The organism is Streptomyces sp. Ag109_O5-1 (assembly GCF_003814875.1).
GTDB classification, from domain to species: domain Bacteria; phylum Actinomycetota; class Actinomycetes; order Streptomycetales; family Streptomycetaceae; genus Streptomyces; species Streptomyces sasae.
This window is the reverse complement of sequence record NZ_RKQF01000001.1, coordinates 5,585,398-5,600,795: the sequence shown is the minus strand read 5'-3', so window position 1 is coordinate 5,600,795 and position 15,398 is coordinate 5,585,398. Positions and strand designations below refer to the sequence as shown.

Here is a 15,398-nt window from a genome sequence, read left to right as displayed (position 1 = left end):
CCGTTCGTAGGACAGGTGTGCGAGTTCGGATACCGGGCGCATCGGCGCGGTCACCGATCGGGTTCGGGGTCTTTCAGCCAGTTGATCAGCTCGGTGGAGAAGGCCACGGGATCCTCCTCGTGGGGAAAATGCCCGAGCCCGTCGAACAGCCGCCAGCGGTACGGCGCTTCGACGTACTCGCCGGAGCCGGCCGCGCTGCGGGTGCGGGTCACCGGGTCCAGGGAACCGTGCAGATGCAGCGTGGGGACGCGCACGGGGCGCTTCATCCGCCGGTTGAACTGGATGCCGTCAGGACGTGCGAGCGAGCGCACCAGCCAGCGGTACGGCTCGATCGAGCAGTGCGCCGTGGACGGGATGCACATCGCCCGCTGGTAGGTCTCCACCGCCTCGTCCTCCGGCAGCCGCGGCCCGGACCAGTCCCGGATCAGCCGGCCCACCAGGGCGCCGTCGTCGGCGGTGAGCTGCCGCTCGGGGATCCAGGGCCGCTGGAAGCCCCAGATGTAGGAGGCGGCGGCGGACTGCCGGCGGTCCCGGAGCATCGCCGAGCGCCAGCGCCGCGGGTGCGGCATGGACACGACCGCGAGCCGTCGTACCAGCTTGGGGCGCATCGCGGCCGCCGTCCACGCCAGGTAACCGCCCAGGTCGTGGCCGACCAGCGCGGCGTCCGGCTCGCCCAGGGAGCGGATCACACCGGTGATGTCGAGCGCGAGGTTGGCCGGGTCGTAGCCGCGCGGGGTGCGGTCGCTGCCGCCGACGCCCCGCAGGTCCATGGCGACGGCCCGGAAGCCCGCGTCGGCGAGCGCGACCAGCTGGTGCCGCCAGGCCCACCAGAACTGGGGGAAGCCGTGCACCAGCATGACCAGGGGTCCGTCGCCGAGCTCGGCGACGTGGAAGCGGGCGCCGTTGGCGGCGACGTCCCGGTGCGTCCAGGGGCCCTCCGGCCGTACGGCCGAGGGAGCGGGATCCGTCATGAGGTCGAGCGTCCCACAGCCTCGATGGCCGGCACCTCGTCCCGGGGGAGCTCCGGACGGGGATGCGGTTTGGCGTTCTGCAGCACGCCCGCCGTCTCCTTCATCGACGCGGCCACCTTCTGCGGGCCCTGGCCCTTCTTGGCCTTCTTCGCGAAGACCACGCCGATCAGCACGAGGACGACGGCCACCAGGACGTTCGCGGCGAAGGAGAGCAGGAAGCAGATCGCGAGATTCCAGTGGCTCCAGGTCCGAATGCCGTACGCCAGCGCGAAGTTGAGCATCGGCAGGGAGAACAGCAGCAGCACACCGGCGGCCGAGAACGCGCCGCCGCTCGTCGCGCCCCGCTTGACGTCCTGCTTCAGCTGGGCCTTGGCCAGCGCGATCTCGTCGTGCACCAGCGCCGACATCTCGGCCGTGGCCGAGGCGAACAGCTGGCCGATGCTGCGTTCGGCACCGACCGGGCTGCCGTCGGGTGCGCTCATCGCGGTCTCCCTCTGCGTACTTGTCATCGTCTTTTGTACCGTCTCGTCAGATCATGCCGGACGGTCGCCCTGCTCGCCTGCCCCGCCCGGTACTTCGGCAAGCGAGTCATGCCTACGGGTTCGCCCGCCGGGCCCCTACCGCGCGGCCTTCTCGGCGGCCATCCGGCGGTGCTCGGCGGCTTTGCGGTCGTAGATCTCCGCCATCCGCAGGTGGTACGCCGGGTCGTCCTGCTCGTAGACGTCCGGGATGCCGTCGAGGTCGTCGTCCCGCTCCTCGGCCTCGACCAGTCTGCGGTAGCGGGTGTTGCGCATCTTCAGCAGCGCGGTGGCGCACACGGCCGCGATCAGCGATCCGGTCAGTACGGCGGCCTTGACCTCGTCGGTGAGTACGGCGTCGCCCGCGAAGGCCAGTTCGCCGATGAGCAGCGACACGGTGAAGCCGATGCCGGCGAGCGAGGCGACCGCGAAGAGGTCGGCCCATGCGAGGTCCTCGCTGAGGGATGCCCGGGTGAAGCGGGCGGTCAGCCAGGTCCCGCCGAATATCCCGACCGTCTTGCCGACGACCAGCCCGAGGACGACCCCGAGCGTCTCCGGCCTGCTGAACACGTCCCCGAGCGCCCCTCCGGACACCTTCACGCCGGCGCTGAAGAGCGCGAACAGGGGCACGGCCAGCCCCGCCGACAGCGGCCGCACCAGATGCTCGATGTGCTCGCCGGGGGAGTGCTCCTCGCCCGTTCGGGTGGTGCAGCGCAGCATCAGGCCCATGGCGACACCGGCGATGGTCGCGTGCACGCCGCTGTTGTACATCAGCGCCCAGACGACCACCGCGAGCGGGACGTACACGTACCAGCCGCGCACGCCCTTGCGCAGCAGCAGCCAGAAGACCGCGAGGCCGAGGACCGCGCCGCCGAGCGCGGCGAAGTCGATCCGCTCGGTGAAGAAGACGGCGATGATCAAGATCGCGAACAGGTCGTCGACGACCGCGAGGGTGAGCAGGAAGGCACGCAGGGCGCTGGGCAGCGAGGTGCCGATGACGGCCAGCACGGCCAGCGCGAAGGCGATGTCGGTGGCGGTCGGCACCGCCCAGCCGTGGATGGAGCCGCCGCCGGTGAGGTTGGTGAGGGTGTAGACGAGCGCCGGTACGGCCATCCCGCACAGGGCGGCGACGACCGGCAGGACGGCCGTCCTGGGGTCTTTCAGATCGCCGGCCACCAGCTCGCGCTTGAGCTCGATGCCGGCGACGAAGAAGAAGACCGCCAGCAGGCCGTCGGCGGCCCAGTGGGCGACGGAGAGGTTCAGGCCGAGGGCCTCGGGGCCGAGGTGGAAGTGGCTGACGGTCTCGTAGCTGTGGTGCAGCGCCGGTATGTTCGCCCAGATCAGTGCGGCTATCGCGGCGATCAGCAGCAGCACGCCGCCGACGGTCTCGGTCCGCAGCGCGTCCGCGACGAACGTCCGCTCGGGCAGCGAGAGCCGGCCGAGGACCTTGCGGGCGGGAGCGGTGCGGAGCGCGGACACGGGGAGACCTCCGGTCGGTGGGCAGGACGGAACTACTTGCCGACCAGACTTCCCGGCACACCTTGAGGATCACGATACTTTGCTTAGTTTACCTAAGGTGTGCCGGGGGTTGTCAGATGTGTCTCACGGTAGGTGCAAAAAGGGCGCCCGGCGCGTTCGGCTCCGGGCGCCCTCTCGGGACTACGCGTCCTGGGTCAGTCCTCGCTGGGCGCCGCCGGCAGCTTCGCCTGGATGAGGTCCATGACCGTCGAGTCCGTCAGCGTCGTCACGTCACCGAGCTGGCGGTTCTCGGCGACATCGCGGAGCAGCCGGCGCATGATCTTGCCGGAGCGGGTCTTCGGCAACTCCGCCACCGGCAGGACCCGCTTGGGCTTGGCGATCGGGCCGAGGGTGGCGCCGACATGGTTGCGCAGGTCGTTGACCAGCCCCTCGTCCTCCGCGTTGGCCGTGCCGCGCAGGATCACGAAGGCGACGATCGCCTGCCCGGTCGTCTCGTCCGCCGCTCCGACCACGGCCGCCTCGGCGACCGACGGGTGGGACACCAGCGCCGACTCCACCTCGGTCGTCGAGATGTTGTGCCCGGAGACGAGCATGACGTCGTCGACCCGGCCGAGCAGCCAGATGTCGCCGTCGTCGTCCTTCTTCGCACCGTCACCGGCGAAGTACTTGCCCTCGAACCGCGACCAGTACGTGTCCAGGAACCGCTGGTCGTCGCCCCAGATGGTGCGCAGCATCGACGGCCACGGCTCGGTCAGGACCAGGTAGCCGCCACCGCCGTTGGGCACCTCGTTCGCCTCGTCGTCGACGACCGTGGCCGAGATGCCGGGCAGCGGGGTCTGCGCGGAACCGGGCTTGGTCGCGGTGACGCCCGGCAGCGGCGAGATCATCATCGCGCCGGTCTCGGTCTGCCACCAGGTGTCCACGATCGGAGTCCGGTCGGCCCCGATGTGCTTGCGGTACCAGATCCAGGCCTCGGGGTTGATGGGCTCGCCCACCGAACCGAGCACCCGCAGGCTGCTGAGGTCGAACTTCGCGGGGATGTCGTCGCCCCACTTCATGAACGTGCGGATCGCGGTGGGCGCCGTGTACAGGATCGTCACCCCGTACTTCTGCACGATCTCCCAGAACCGGCCCTGGTGCGGGGTGTCCGGGGTGCCCTCGTACATGACCTGCGTCGCGCCGTTGGCCAGCGGCCCGTACACGATGTACGAGTGGCCGGTCACCCAGCCGACGTCGGCCGTGCACCAGTACACGTCCGTCTCCGGCTTGAGGTCGAACACCGCCCAGTGGGTGTACGACGCCTGCGTCAGGTAGCCGCCCGAGGTGTGCAGGATGCCCTTCGGCTTACCCGTCGTCCCGGACGTGTAGAGGATGAACAGCGGGTGCTCGGCGTCGAAGGCCTCCGGGGTGTGCTCGGCCGACTGCCGCCCGACGATCTCGTGCCACCACACGTCCCTCGTGTCGTCCCAGGCCACCTCCTGACCGGTGCGCTGCACGACCAGCACGTGCTCGACGTTGTCCACCTTGCCGATCGCCTCGTCCACGGCCGGCTTGAGCGCGGACGGCTTGCCGCGCCGGTAGCCGCCGTCGGAGGTGATGACGACCTTGGCGTCCGCGTCGGCGATACGGGTGGCGAGCGCGTCCGCCGAGAAGCCGCCGAAGACCACCGAGTGCGCGGCGCCGATCCGGGCACAGGCGAGCATCGCGATCGCCGTCTCCGGGATCATCGGCATGTAGACCGCGACCCGGTCGCCCTTCTGAACTCCGAGCTCCAGCAGGGCGTTCGCCGCCCTGGAGACCTCGTCCTTCAGCTCGGCGTAGGTGATCGCGCGGCTGTCGCCGGGCTCGCCCTCGAAGTGGATGGCGACACGGTCGCCGTTCCCGGCCTCCACATGCCGGTCCACGCAGTTGTACGCGACGTTGAGCTCGCCGTCCTTGAACCACTTCGCGAACGGCGGGTTGGACCAGTCCAGCGTCTCCGTCGGCTCCTTGGCCCAGGTCAGCCGACGGGCCTGCGCGGCCCAGAAGCCGAGCCTGTCAGCCTTGGCCTGTTCGTACGCCTCGGCCGTGACATTGGCGTTCTCGGCCAGGTCAGCGGGCGGCGCGAAGCGTCGCTCCTCCCTCAAGAGGTTGGCCAGGCTTTCGTTGCTCACGACATCTCCCTTTCGAAGGGTGTCCGTTGTGTCCCAGACCACACAGCTCATCAGACCCAGGGGTCCGGTGACAAGGGCCGTCCGAAAGTGGTTTAGACCTGTTGAGTGTGGCATGGCACAGCGGGCCCTCGCCGGAGAGCGCCCGGACCACGCCGGCAAGCCCTCACCGACCCGGCGCCGACGGGCCTCGCCGCCCCTTCCTCAGGCCGGGCTGTGCAGCTCCTCCGCGCCCGGCACCCCCTCGAACACCTCCCCCTCTTCGTCGCCTTCGGACCGGCCCAGCAGATACGCCTGCGCCTCGCCCACATGGAAGTACATCCCGTGCAGCTCCAGCGAGCCCGCCGCCAGCGCCCGAACCACCGAGTCGTGCGCCCGCAGGTGCTCCAACTGCTGGACCACATTGGTCAGACAGAGCTGTTCCACCTTGTCCGCCGGTGCCCGCCCGGCCAGCCGAACCCAGGGACGGCCGTCGTCGGCCAGCCGCGCCAGGCTCGGCTGCCCGTGCCGCAGCCACCGTCCGAGCGGGGTCGTGCCGGCCCCGGACCCGGCGGTCAGCAGGGCCTGCATCGCCCCGCACCCGGAGTGCCCGCAGACCGTGATGGACCGCACCTTCAGTACGTCCACCGCGTACTCGATCGCGGCCGCCACCGAGTCGTCGCCGCTCTCCTCACCCGGAAGGGGGACCAGGTTGCCGACGTTGCGGACCACGAACAGGTCACCCGGACCACTGGAGGTGATCATCGAGGTGACGAGCCGGGAGTCGGCGCAGGTCAGGAAGAGCTGCGACGGCCGCTGCCCCTCGCGCGCCAGCCGGGCCAGCTCCTCCCGCACCAGGGGCGCGGTGTCGCGCTGGAACGCGCTGATCCCACGGGCGAGTTCATGACCGGCGTCGGCCGATCCGCCGAGCCGGGGTCCGGGACCGTGACTCCCGCTGGGCTCCGGACCATGGCGGTGCACGGCGCGGCTCCCGGGCTCGGACCGGTGGCCGTACGCGGGCCCGCGGTCGTGCTCCGGGCGGTGGCCGTACTCCGCCGAGCGGACGCCCGTGCGGCAGCCGGTCAGTTCGGCGGAGCCGCCCTGCGCGGTGTGGGCCTTCCGCCAGTCCTGCAGTGACTCGTACGCCGCGTGGTCCATGAACGAACCGTCCAGCTCCACCACGGCGTCGGCGCCTTGGGGTACGAGATGCAGGGCTCTGCTGAGCCGGGGCACCGCGAGGAACGTCAGCTGTCCTGTCACGTGTACGTGATGGACTCCTCCCTTCTGTTCGTGGGTGATGCGGGTGCGGGCGAGGCGGTGCAGGGCGAGGCCGACGGCCACGGCGACCCCGAGGACCACGCCCTCCAGGACGCCGAGGAGAACCACCCCGAGTGTGGTGACGGCATACACCAGCACTTCACGGTGGCGGGTCACCGTGCGGATGTGGTGCAGGGACACCATCTGGATGCCGACGGCCATCACCAGGGCGGCGAGCGAGGCGAGCGGAATGAGATCCAGGACCGGGACCATCAGCAGCGCGGCGACTACTACGAGAACGCCGTGCAGCATCGTGGAGTTCCGGCTGACGGCCCCGGATCGCACATTCGCCGAACTCCGCACCGCCACCCCCGCGACCGGCAGTCCGCCGAGCGCGCCGGAGACGATGTTGGCCGCGCCCTGACCGAGCAGCTCCCGGTCCAGATCGGAGCGGCAGATCCGGGACTGGGGGCCGGAGCGGCCGGCCACCAGCTTGTCCACGGCGACCGCGCCGAGGAGCGACTGCACGCTGCACACCAGGGTGGTGGTGAGCACGGCGGCGGCGATGCCGAGGACCGGCCCCTTTGGCAGTCCCGCCAGGGCATGGCTGCTCCAGGACGGCAGGTCGACCCGGGGCAGGGTGAGCCCCGTGAGCGAGGCGGTCGCGGTGGCACCGGCGACGGCGACCAGGGCGGCCGGGACCCTGCGCAGCAGCTCGCCCGGTCTGCCGGGGATCCGGGGCCAGCCGAGGAGCAGGGCCAGGGCGAGTGCGCTCATCGACACGGAGGCCGGGTGCAGGTGCGCCAACTGTGCGGGCAGCGCACGGACGTTGGCGAGGACCGAGCTCTGTGGACTGCCGCCGAGGACGATGTGCAGCTGGGCGACGGCGATGGTGATGCCGATACCGGAGAGCATGCCGTGCACCACGGCGGGGCTGACGGCGAGTGCGGTGCGGGCCACGCGCAGGCAGCCCAGGCCCAGTTGGGCGAGTCCGGCCAGGACGGTGATGCCGCAGGTGGCCCGCCAGCCGTAGCGGTGGATCAGGTCGGCGGTGACCACGGTGAGCCCGGCGGCCGGGCCGCTGACCTGGAGCGGGCAGCCGCCGAGCCGCCCGGCGACCAGACCGCCGACGGCCGCTGCGACGAGGCCGGCCTGGAGCGGGGCGCCGGTGGCGAGGGCGATGCCGAGGGACAGCGGCAGGGCGATCAGGAACACCGCGACGGACGCGGAGAGGTCGGCGCCGTCGGGGGGAAAGCCGTGGCGCGGGGGTGTGGCCGGGTGCAGCGGGCGGTCGGCACGGCTGGTGCTGCGGGGAGTCGGGGCCCCGGTTCGGGCGGGGCTCAGTGGCTCGGGGTGGGTGGGTACGCAGGCTGACGACATGTTTCCCGTCTCCTCCGGGGCGGCGCGGTCGCGGATCTGGGGGTCCCCTCGCCCGGGGGCGGGGCTCGGACGCGGCCGTGGGTCACGGCGTGCAGTGGCGGGATAAATCAACACTCAGTAAATGAATCGTAATGCAGAGTAAAGGTCGGGCATGAATTTTCTACGCAAATGGGGCATCAGTTCACCTCGCTGGGTGAAGTGAGCAGTTCATCGGCTTGTCGTATTAATCCCTCTCTCGGTCCTATGCGACCTTGGCGGCGCTGTCGGCACATACCCGGCACATCGCCATAAAACGCCGTCACCGGCGTTCGCCGAGAGAAGGAAGAAGGTGGGCGGAATTGGCCGCCACCCAGAGGATCGCCGTCGGCGCCGTGGCCGCCGCGGCCTGTGCCGCGTCGCTCGCCAGCTGCGCGACCGGCACCAACTCCAAGGAAGGGGCGTCCGGGCCGCAGAAAGGAGCACCGGCGCCCCAGAGCGTGGTCCGTCTGATCGGCGACGGCTCCACCGCGTACACCGGGGCCCAGCCGCATCTGCCCGTGCCCGAGCGACTCAAGCCCGGTGAGAAGCCCCCGCAGTTCGTGGTGTTCTCGTGGGACGGCTCGGGTGAGGACAGCCAGAAGCTGTTCTCGCACTTCCGCAAGGTCGCCAAGGAGAACAACGCGACCATGACGTACTTCCTCAGCGGCGTCTACATGCTGCCCGAGGAGAAGAGGGACCTCTACCGGCCTCCGCAGCACTCACCCGGCCGCTCCGAGATCGGCTTCAACGACGAACAGGGCATCGCCGACACGGTCAAGCAGCTCCGGCTGGCCTGGCTGGAGGGCAACGAGATCGGCACCCACTTCAACGGGCACTTCTGCGGCCCCGACGGTGGGGTCGGCGAGTGGTCGGTGGCGGAGTGGAAGAGCGAGATCGCCCAGGCCAAGCAGTTCGTGAAGACCTGGAAGACCAACACGGGCATGAAGGACGCCGCACCGCTGCCCTTCGACTACGACAAGGAGCTCATCGGCGCCCGCACCCCCTGCCTGGAGGGGCAGAAGAACTTCACGCAGGCGGCCCGGGAGTTGGGCTTCCGCTATGACACCAGTGGTGTCAACGACCAGGTCTGGCCCAAGAAGAAGGAGGGGCTGTGGGATCTGTCGATGCAGCTCGTCCCCTTCCCCGGCCACACCTTCGAGCAGTTGACCATGGACTACAACTTCATGGTCAACCAGTCCGGCACCTCGACCCAGGGTGACCCCGACAAGTACGACTACTGGGGCGACCAGATGCGTGACGGGCTGCTCCAGGGCTTCAACCGGGCCTACAACGGCAACCGGGCGCCGCTCGTCATCGGCAACCACTTCGAGTCCTGGAACGGCGGCACCTATATGCGCGCCATCGACTCGGTCGTCGAGAACGTGTGCAACAAGCCCGAGGTGCGCTGTGTCTCCTTCCACCAGCTCGCCGACTGGCTGGACGCCCAGGATCCGCAGGTCCTGGCGAGGCTGCGCACCCTGAACGTGGGCGAGGCCCCACGGCAGGGCTGGGCGTCCTTCCTGTCCGGCCGTCCCGCCCCGGCGCCGAAGGGGGTGCCCGGGGCGCCGGCGGTCAGGCAGTAGGCGACGGGCGGGGGTCGGCGGCTCCGTCAGGCGGGCGCCGCCAGTCCCTCGCCGAGCATGAAGCCGGGGTCGATCTGTGCCGCCAGGTCGGTCCCGGTGCGCTCATTGCCCCAGGAGAGGGCGTTCTTGAGATGGAAGTGGACCATCTGCCGGGTGTAGCGCTCCCAGTCCCGCAGCTCGTACGTCGCGTCGGCGGCCACCTTGAGGGTGTGCAGGGCGCGGGAGTTGGCGTCCTCCAGGAGCTCGAACCGGGGCGGACGGCCCTTCTCCATGGCGCGTACCCAGTCCGAGTGCCCGACCGTGACCAGCAGGTCGCCCCCGACCTCCGCGCGGAGGAAGTCGATGTCGTCCTGTCCCTGCACCTTGTTGCCGACGACCTTCAGCACGACGCCGAAGTCCCGGGCGTACTCCTTGTACTGGCGATAGACGGAGACCCCCTTCCGGGTCGGCTCGGCGACGAGGAACGTGATGTCGAAGCGGGTGAACATGCCGGAGGCGAAGGAGTCCGAACCCGCGGTCATGTCGACCACGACGTATTCGTCGGGGCCGTCGGCGAGGTGGTTCAGGAACAGCTCCACCGCACCCGTCTTGGAGTGGTAGCAGGAGACCCCCAGGTCGGCGTCCGTGAAGGGCCCGGTGACCATCAAACGGACGGCGCCACCGTCGAGTTCCACCGGCCGCGCGCAGGCGTCGTACACCGGGTTGGGCTCCCGCACCCGGACCAGCCGCGACCCCTCGCCGGGCGGGGTGGTCTTGATCATCGTCGCGGCGGAGGTGATGCGCGGGTTGTTGCCGCGCAGGTAGTCCTTGATCAGGGAGAGCCGCTCGCCCATCGCGGGCAGTGCTGCCGACTCCGCGTCGTCGAGGCCGAGCGCGGGACCCAGGTGCTGGTTGATGTCGGCGTCGACGGCGACGACCGGCGCGCCGGCGGCCGCCAGGTGGCGGATGAACAGGGAGGAGAGCGTGGTCTTGCCGCTGCCGCCCTTCCCGACGAAAGCAATTTTCATGTTCACGAAGGGTAGTCGGCACATAGCTGTATGTGTCGAGTGGAGTGAAGAAGACCACTCCTTCGTGGAGTGGAAGGGAGGGGTGCGTACTGTCGTACTCATGAGTACGACAGGTGCGAGCGCCGATCCGCTCGCGGTGCTGGGCTCGCTGCCCGGTGTGGCCGAGTCCGTGGAGTCCGTGCGCAAGGCCGTGGACCGGGTCTACGGGCACCGGGTCATGCGGCGCCGCAGCAACGCCGTCACCTCCGAGGCCGCGCTGCGCGGCGCCCGGGGCAGTGCCGCACTGTCCGGTGCCGACTGGGCGCTGGAGGAGGTGCGGCGGCGCTCCGACTTCGGTGTCGACGACGACGCGCGCGTGGTGGGCGCGGCCCTGCGGCTGACCGCCGAGGCGGGCCAACTGCTGTCCATCTGGCGGCAGTCGCCGTTGCGGGTGCTGGCCCGGCTGCATCTGGTGGCGGCCGCGACGGGCGGTGACGAGGTCGGCCGGCCGCGCCGGGCAGGGGAAGGCGCCGACGAGCCGCTGGTCGAGCTGCCGCTGCCGGACGCCGACGAGGTGTCCGGGCGCCTGGACGGGCTCTCCGAGATGATCATCGCGGGGACACAGGCGCCCGCGCTGGTGACGGCCGCCGTGGTGCACGGCGAACTGCTCGCGCTGCGGCCCTTCACGTCGTACAACGGGCTGGTCGCCCGTACGGCCGAGCGGATCGTGCTGATCGGCAGCGGTCTCGACCCCAAGGCGATCTGCCCCGCCGAGGTCGGCCACGCCGAACTGGGCCGCGCCTCCTATCTGGCGGCCCTGGACGGCTATGTCTCCGGCACTCCGGAGGGCATGGCGGCCTGGATCGCGCACTGCGGGCGCGCGGTCGAGCTGGGTGTGCGCGAGTCGACGGCGGTGTGCGAGGCGCTGCAGCGCGGAGCGGCGTGAAGGTGTCCCGGTAGGCGGCCGAAAAGGGTTGCGGCGGTACGAGTCCTCGTACCGCCGCTGGCATGTTCACCGGGTTACCAAGCGTCCTCGATATGTCGCCCATCAGGTCGGGTACTTTGCCCGTCACCTGGTGCGGCTGGCCCGTAATCGACGGGTCGACGTCGCGTGGGTGCTCGGTGTTCATGCGGGGTCCGTGGGGCCAAATGCGTTTTAAAGGTGATCCTCTCGGATGTCCTTTGGTCTCGCGGGCCGCTAACCCCTTTGTACTGCAAGCCTGGAGCAAGCGGAAGCCCTGCCTACAGTTCTTTACTTTTAGCTTCAAAGACGGACTAAAGGGGTGTCGATAGGCCGAACGGGTGAAAGAGGGGGAGGGTGCGGGGTCAGGCGACCGTGCTTCGGCGCCGGCTCGCGTACCAGACCAGGCCCGCGGTGGCGGCCGCCGCCCCTATGGCGGCAGCGGCGACCAGGGCGGGGCGCGGCGGTGCGGAGATCCGCTGCTTGAGCCGTACCGGACGGTGGAAGTCCAGAATCGGCCAGCCGCGCGCGAGTGCCTCGCGGCGCAGCGCGCGGTCCGGGTTCACGGCGTGCGGATGCCCGACTGCCTGAAGCATCGGCACGTCGGTCGCCGAGTCGCTGTAGGCGAAGCAGCGGTCGAGGTCGTACCCCTCGGACGCGGCCAGTTCACGGATGGCCTCCGCCTTCGTCGGGCCGTACGCGTAGTACTCGACCTCGCCGGTGTAGCAGCCGTCGTCGCCGACGACCATGCGGGTGGCCACCACCCGGTCGGCGCCCAGGAGTTCGCCGATCGGCTCGACCACCTCGGCGCCCGAGGTGGACACGATGACGACGTCCCGGCCGGCCCGGTGGTGCTCCTCGATGAGGGAGGCGGCCTCGTCGTAGATGATCGGGTCGATCAGGTCGTGCAGGGTCTCGGCGACGATCTCCTTGACCTGCTGGACATTCCAGCCACGGACGAGACCGGACAGGTATGCGCGGGTGCGCTCCATCTGGTCATGGTCCATACCGCCGACCATGAAGACGAACTGGGAGTACGCGGAGCGCAGCGCCGCCCTGCGGTTGATCAGACCGCCTTGGTAGAACGACTTGCTGAACGTGAGCGTGCTCGACTTCGCAATGACCGTCTTGTCCAGGTCAAAGAAGGCCGCTGTGCGGGGCAAGGAGTGGTTTTCCACGACCCGAGCATAGGCGCCCACCATTCGGCGTAAGGTGGGGCGTGTGGGTTTGCCTGAGAGGTCTCTCGGGTACACCATGGAAGTCACGGATCGTTCGCGACCGTGCTAACCCGGTCCGGCTCCTCCCCCCCCGAGTCGGCCGTGGAGACGACCCCCACTCTCCCCCCCGGTGGGGGTCGTCGCATGTCCGGGTGGGTTTTTCGCCTCTCTCGCGGGCCGTGCGGCCCTGATCGGGCGGCTTCGGCCGTCCTTCTCTCATGCCCGTGATCCGTCACCCTGGGTAGTCGCAGCGCTGCTCTGCGGAACTCGCACAGGGCACAGAACGGGCCTCACCGGTATGGGTGACAGCGATATTCACAACCATCGAGTTGTCCACAGTTCTGGACCAAGATCCACACGATTTCCCGGTTCGCTGCACCGTGATTCCAGCGCGCTCCGGCGGCGGCGAGTTCATGGCCGGTTCCGATTGTCGGGCGCCATTGGCCGGTTTCTGTCGGCCGTGCATATGGAGGCCGCTTGCCGGTTCTTCACACGTTTGGGAATCGCGTGGCCGCAGTGGCCGCGCGCAAGAACGCAGCCAAGGGGGAAGCTCACGTGGCCGGAACTGTCACCCACGAACCGCCGTACGCCGCCTCGGGACGGCCCGGACGTCCGATGATCGTCACCGAGGACGCCGAACTCCTCGACGACCTGTTGCGTCTGTGCGCCGCAGCCGGCGCCAAACCCGAGGTCCATCACGGCGTACCCGAACGCGGCGGCGGCTGGGAGTCCGCCCCGCTCGTCCTGGTCGGCGACGACGCCGCGCGGCGGCTGCGCGGGGCCGCGCGCCGCCGGGGAGTGGTCCTGGTCGGCCTCGACCAGGACGACCCCGATGTGTGGAAACGGGCCGTGGAGATCGGCGCCGATCACGTCCTGATGCTGCCCGACGGCGAGCAGTGGCTGGTGGACCGGATCGCCGACGTCGTCGAGGGGGTCGGCCGCCCGGCCCTCACCGTCGGGGTGATCGGCGGCCGGGGCGGGGCCGGTGCCTCCACGCTGGCCTGCGCGCTCGCCGTCACCTCCGCGCGGGAGGGACTGCGCACCCTGCTCGTGGACGCGGATCCGCTGGGCGGCGGACTCGATGTACTCCTCGGCGGCGAGACGGCCGAGGGCCTGCGCTGGCCCGCCTTCGCCGCCTCGCGCGGCCGGCTCGGCAGCGGCGCCCTGGAGGAGTCGCTGCCCGAACTGCACTCGCTGCGGATCCTCAGCTGGGACCGCGGGGACAGCGTGGCGATCCCGCCGCCCGCCGTCCGCGCGGTGCTGGCGGCCGCCCGACGGCGCGGCGGCACCGTCGTCGTCGACCTGCCCCGCCGGCTGGACGACGAGGTCAGGGAGGTCCTCGCGCAGCTCGACCTCTGTGTCCTGGTGGTCCCCGCCGAACTCCGCGCGGTCGCGGCCGCCGGCCGGGTGGCGGCCACCGTCGGCATGGTCGTGCGCGATCTGCGGGCGGCGGTACGCGGGCCGTACGCGCCCGGGCTGGACGACCACGAGGTGGCCCGGCTGCTCGGACTGCCGCTGGCCGGCGAAGTCCCCGTCGAACCGGGTCTGTCCCGCCCCCACCGCAAACCACCCGGTTCCGCCGCCCGCGGACCACTGGCCCGCTTCTGCAAGGACTTCTGGGAGCGGACGCTGGTCGAGGCGGGTGGCGTATGAAGCCCGGCACCGCGGGCGCGGGCGGCCCGGCCCTCCTCGACGGCGTACGGCGCTGGCTCGCCGAGAGCGGCGCCGAACCGACCCCCGCGCGCGTGGCACAGGCGCTGCGCGAACAGGGGCGCGTGCTCGGCGACGCCGAGGTCCTCGGCGCGGCCGAGCAACTGCGCTCCGAACTCGTCGGCAGCGGCCCGCTGGAACCCCTGCTCGCCGACCCCACGGTCACCGACGTCCTGGTGTCGGCCCCGGACCGGGTCTGGGTGGACCGCGGCGGCGGCCTGGAACTGACCCCGGTCGCCTTCCCGGACGCGGCGGCCGTACGACGCCTCGCGCAGCGGCTGGCCGCGGTGGCCGGGCGACGCCTGGACGACGCACGGCCCTGGGCGGACGCCCGGCTGCCCGACGGCACCCGGCTGCACGCGGTCCTGCCTCCGGTGGCGGTCGGCTGCACCTGCCTGTCGCTGCGGGTCGTGCGACCCAGGGCCTTCACGCTCGGCGAACTGGTGGCGGCCGGGACCGTGCCACCGGGCGGCGACCGGATCCTGCGCGCGCTCATGGCGGCCCGGCTCTCCTTCCTCGTCAGCGGCGGCACCGGTACCGGCAAGACGACCCTGCTGAGCGCCTTGCTCGGCCTGGTCGGGGCGGGGGAGCGGATCGTGCTCGCCGAGGACTCCGCCGAGCTCCGGCCCGAACACCCGCATGTCGTACGGCTGGAGACCAGACCCGCCAACCAGGAGGGCGCCGGTCTGGTCACCCTGGAGGACCTGGTCCGGCAGGCGCTGCGGATGCGGCCCGACCGGCTCGTCGTCGGCGAGGTGCGCGGGCCCGAGGTGGTGCACCTGCTGGCCGCGCTGAACACCGGACACGAAGGCGGCTGCGGCACGGTGCATGCCAACGCGGCCGCGGACGTACCGGCCCGCCTGGAGGCCCTCGGCACGGCCGCCGGTCTCGACCGGGCCGCCCTGCACAGCCAGTTGGCGGCCGCGCTGTCGGTGGTGCTGCACCTCGTGCGGGACCGCGCGGGCCGGCGGCGGATCGCCGAGGTGCATGTGCTGGAGCGGGATTCCTCGGGGCTGGTGCGGACGGTACCGGCGCTGCGCTGGGGCGCGGAGGCGTTCGCACGGGAGCGCGGGTGGGAGCGGCTGCGGGAACTGCTGCGCAGCGATGGCGGCGATCCGTGAGTCCGAGGCGGTCGAGTGCTCCGTTCTGAAGTGGCCTGAGTGATGCATGAGAGGAAAGGGCGTGGGTG

10 protein-coding genes and 1 pseudogene are annotated in these 15,398 nt (G+C 70.8%); 4 read left to right on the top strand and 7 right to left on the bottom strand.

The genetic code is table 11. The features are described 5' to 3' along the window. Positions 1-50 precede the first annotated feature (50 nt). The 5 genes and pseudogenes from EDD90_RS25130 to EDD90_RS25110 all read right to left on the bottom strand — a co-directional run bounded on the left by EDD90_RS25130 (position 51) and on the right by EDD90_RS25110 (position 7,734). The gene (locus tag EDD90_RS25130) at positions 51-971 is read right to left on the bottom strand and encodes an alpha/beta fold hydrolase (RefSeq protein WP_123975310.1); all 921 of its coding nucleotides are present in this window, start codon (positions 969-971) and stop codon (positions 51-53) included. Beyond that, on the bottom strand, positions 968-1,453 hold the full coding sequence (locus tag EDD90_RS25125) for a phage holin family protein (protein ID WP_123975309.1): 486 nt from the start codon (positions 1,451-1,453) through the stop codon (positions 968-970). The genes EDD90_RS25130 and EDD90_RS25125 overlap by 4 nt, the downstream gene beginning before the upstream one ends. A gap of 51 nt (positions 1,454-1,504) precedes the next feature. After that, a pseudogene (nhaA, locus tag EDD90_RS25120) lies at positions 1,505-2,968 on the bottom strand (Na+/H+ antiporter NhaA). Positions 2,969-3,162: 194 nt separating this feature from the next. Further along, on the bottom strand, positions 3,163-5,121 hold the full coding sequence (acs, locus tag EDD90_RS25115) for an acetate--CoA ligase (protein WP_123975307.1): 1,959 nt from the start codon (positions 5,119-5,121) through the stop codon (positions 3,163-3,165). 201 nt (positions 5,122-5,322) lie between these two features. Next, positions 5,323-7,734 (bottom strand): SulP family inorganic anion transporter, encoded by a 2,412-nt coding sequence (locus EDD90_RS25110; protein WP_123975306.1) that lies wholly within the window; start codon positions 7,732-7,734, stop codon positions 5,323-5,325. A gap of 338 nt (positions 7,735-8,072) precedes the next feature. On the opposite strand from EDD90_RS25110, the gene EDD90_RS25105 reads away from it, so the two are divergent. Beyond that, positions 8,073-9,335 carry a hypothetical protein gene (locus EDD90_RS25105; RefSeq protein WP_123975305.1) on the top strand — a complete coding sequence of 421 codons (1,263 nt, stop codon included), beginning with the start codon at positions 8,073-8,075 and terminating at the stop codon, positions 9,333-9,335. Positions 9,336-9,361: 26 nt separating this feature from the next. Here the strand turns inward: EDD90_RS25105 and EDD90_RS25100 are convergent, their stop codons facing one another. After that, positions 9,362-10,366, bottom strand: a complete 1,005-nt coding sequence (locus EDD90_RS25100; protein ID WP_185149211.1) for an ATP-binding protein — start codon at positions 10,364-10,366, stop codon at positions 9,362-9,364. A 76-nt stretch (positions 10,367-10,442) separates the two neighbouring features. Between EDD90_RS25100 and EDD90_RS25095 the strand changes: the two genes are divergently transcribed. Then, on the top strand, positions 10,443-11,267 hold the full coding sequence (locus EDD90_RS25095; protein ID WP_123975303.1) for an oxidoreductase: 825 nt from the start codon (positions 10,443-10,445) through the stop codon (positions 11,265-11,267). A gap of 380 nt (positions 11,268-11,647) precedes the next feature. Here EDD90_RS25095 and EDD90_RS25090 read toward each other — a convergent pair whose 3' ends face one another. Beyond that, positions 11,648-12,484, bottom strand: coding sequence for an HAD family phosphatase (locus tag EDD90_RS25090; RefSeq protein ID WP_123975302.1), 837 nt, complete (start codon positions 12,482-12,484; stop codon positions 11,648-11,650). Positions 12,485-13,054: 570 nt separating this feature from the next. Between EDD90_RS25090 and ssd the strand changes: the two genes are divergently transcribed. Next, positions 13,055-14,152, top strand: coding sequence for a septum site-determining protein Ssd (gene ssd / locus EDD90_RS25085; protein ID WP_123975301.1), 1,098 nt, complete (start codon positions 13,055-13,057; stop codon positions 14,150-14,152). Then, positions 14,149-15,330, top strand: a complete 1,182-nt coding sequence (locus tag EDD90_RS25080; RefSeq protein ID WP_123975300.1) for a TadA family conjugal transfer-associated ATPase — start codon at positions 14,149-14,151, stop codon at positions 15,328-15,330. Before ssd ends, EDD90_RS25080 begins: the two co-directional genes overlap by 4 nt. Positions 15,331-15,398 lie beyond the last annotated feature (68 nt).

What these genes read in the sequence shown, in the direction of transcription:
- EDD90_RS25125 (WP_123975309.1), bottom strand. Translation starts at nt 1,453, where the DNA reads ATGAGCGCACCCGACGGCAGCCCGGTCGGTGCCGAACGCAGCATCGGC.
- EDD90_RS25080 (WP_123975300.1), top strand. Translation starts at nt 14,149, where the DNA reads ATGAAGCCCGGCACCGCGGGCGCGGGCGGCCCGGCCCTCCTCGACGGC.
- EDD90_RS25130 (WP_123975310.1), bottom strand. Translation starts at nt 971, where the DNA reads ATGACGGATCCCGCTCCCTCGGCCGTACGGCCGGAGGGCCCCTGGACG.
- EDD90_RS25110 (WP_123975306.1), bottom strand. Translation starts at nt 7,734, where the DNA reads ATGTCGTCAGCCTGCGTACCCACCCACCCCGAGCCACTGAGCCCCGCC.
- EDD90_RS25095 (WP_123975303.1), top strand. Translation starts at nt 10,443, where the DNA reads ATGAGTACGACAGGTGCGAGCGCCGATCCGCTCGCGGTGCTGGGCTCG.
- EDD90_RS25100 (WP_185149211.1), bottom strand. Translation starts at nt 10,366, where the DNA reads ATGTGCCGACTACCCTTCGTGAACATGAAAATTGCTTTCGTCGGGAAG.
- EDD90_RS25090 (WP_123975302.1), bottom strand. Translation starts at nt 12,484, where the DNA reads ATGGTGGGCGCCTATGCTCGGGTCGTGGAAAACCACTCCTTGCCCCGC.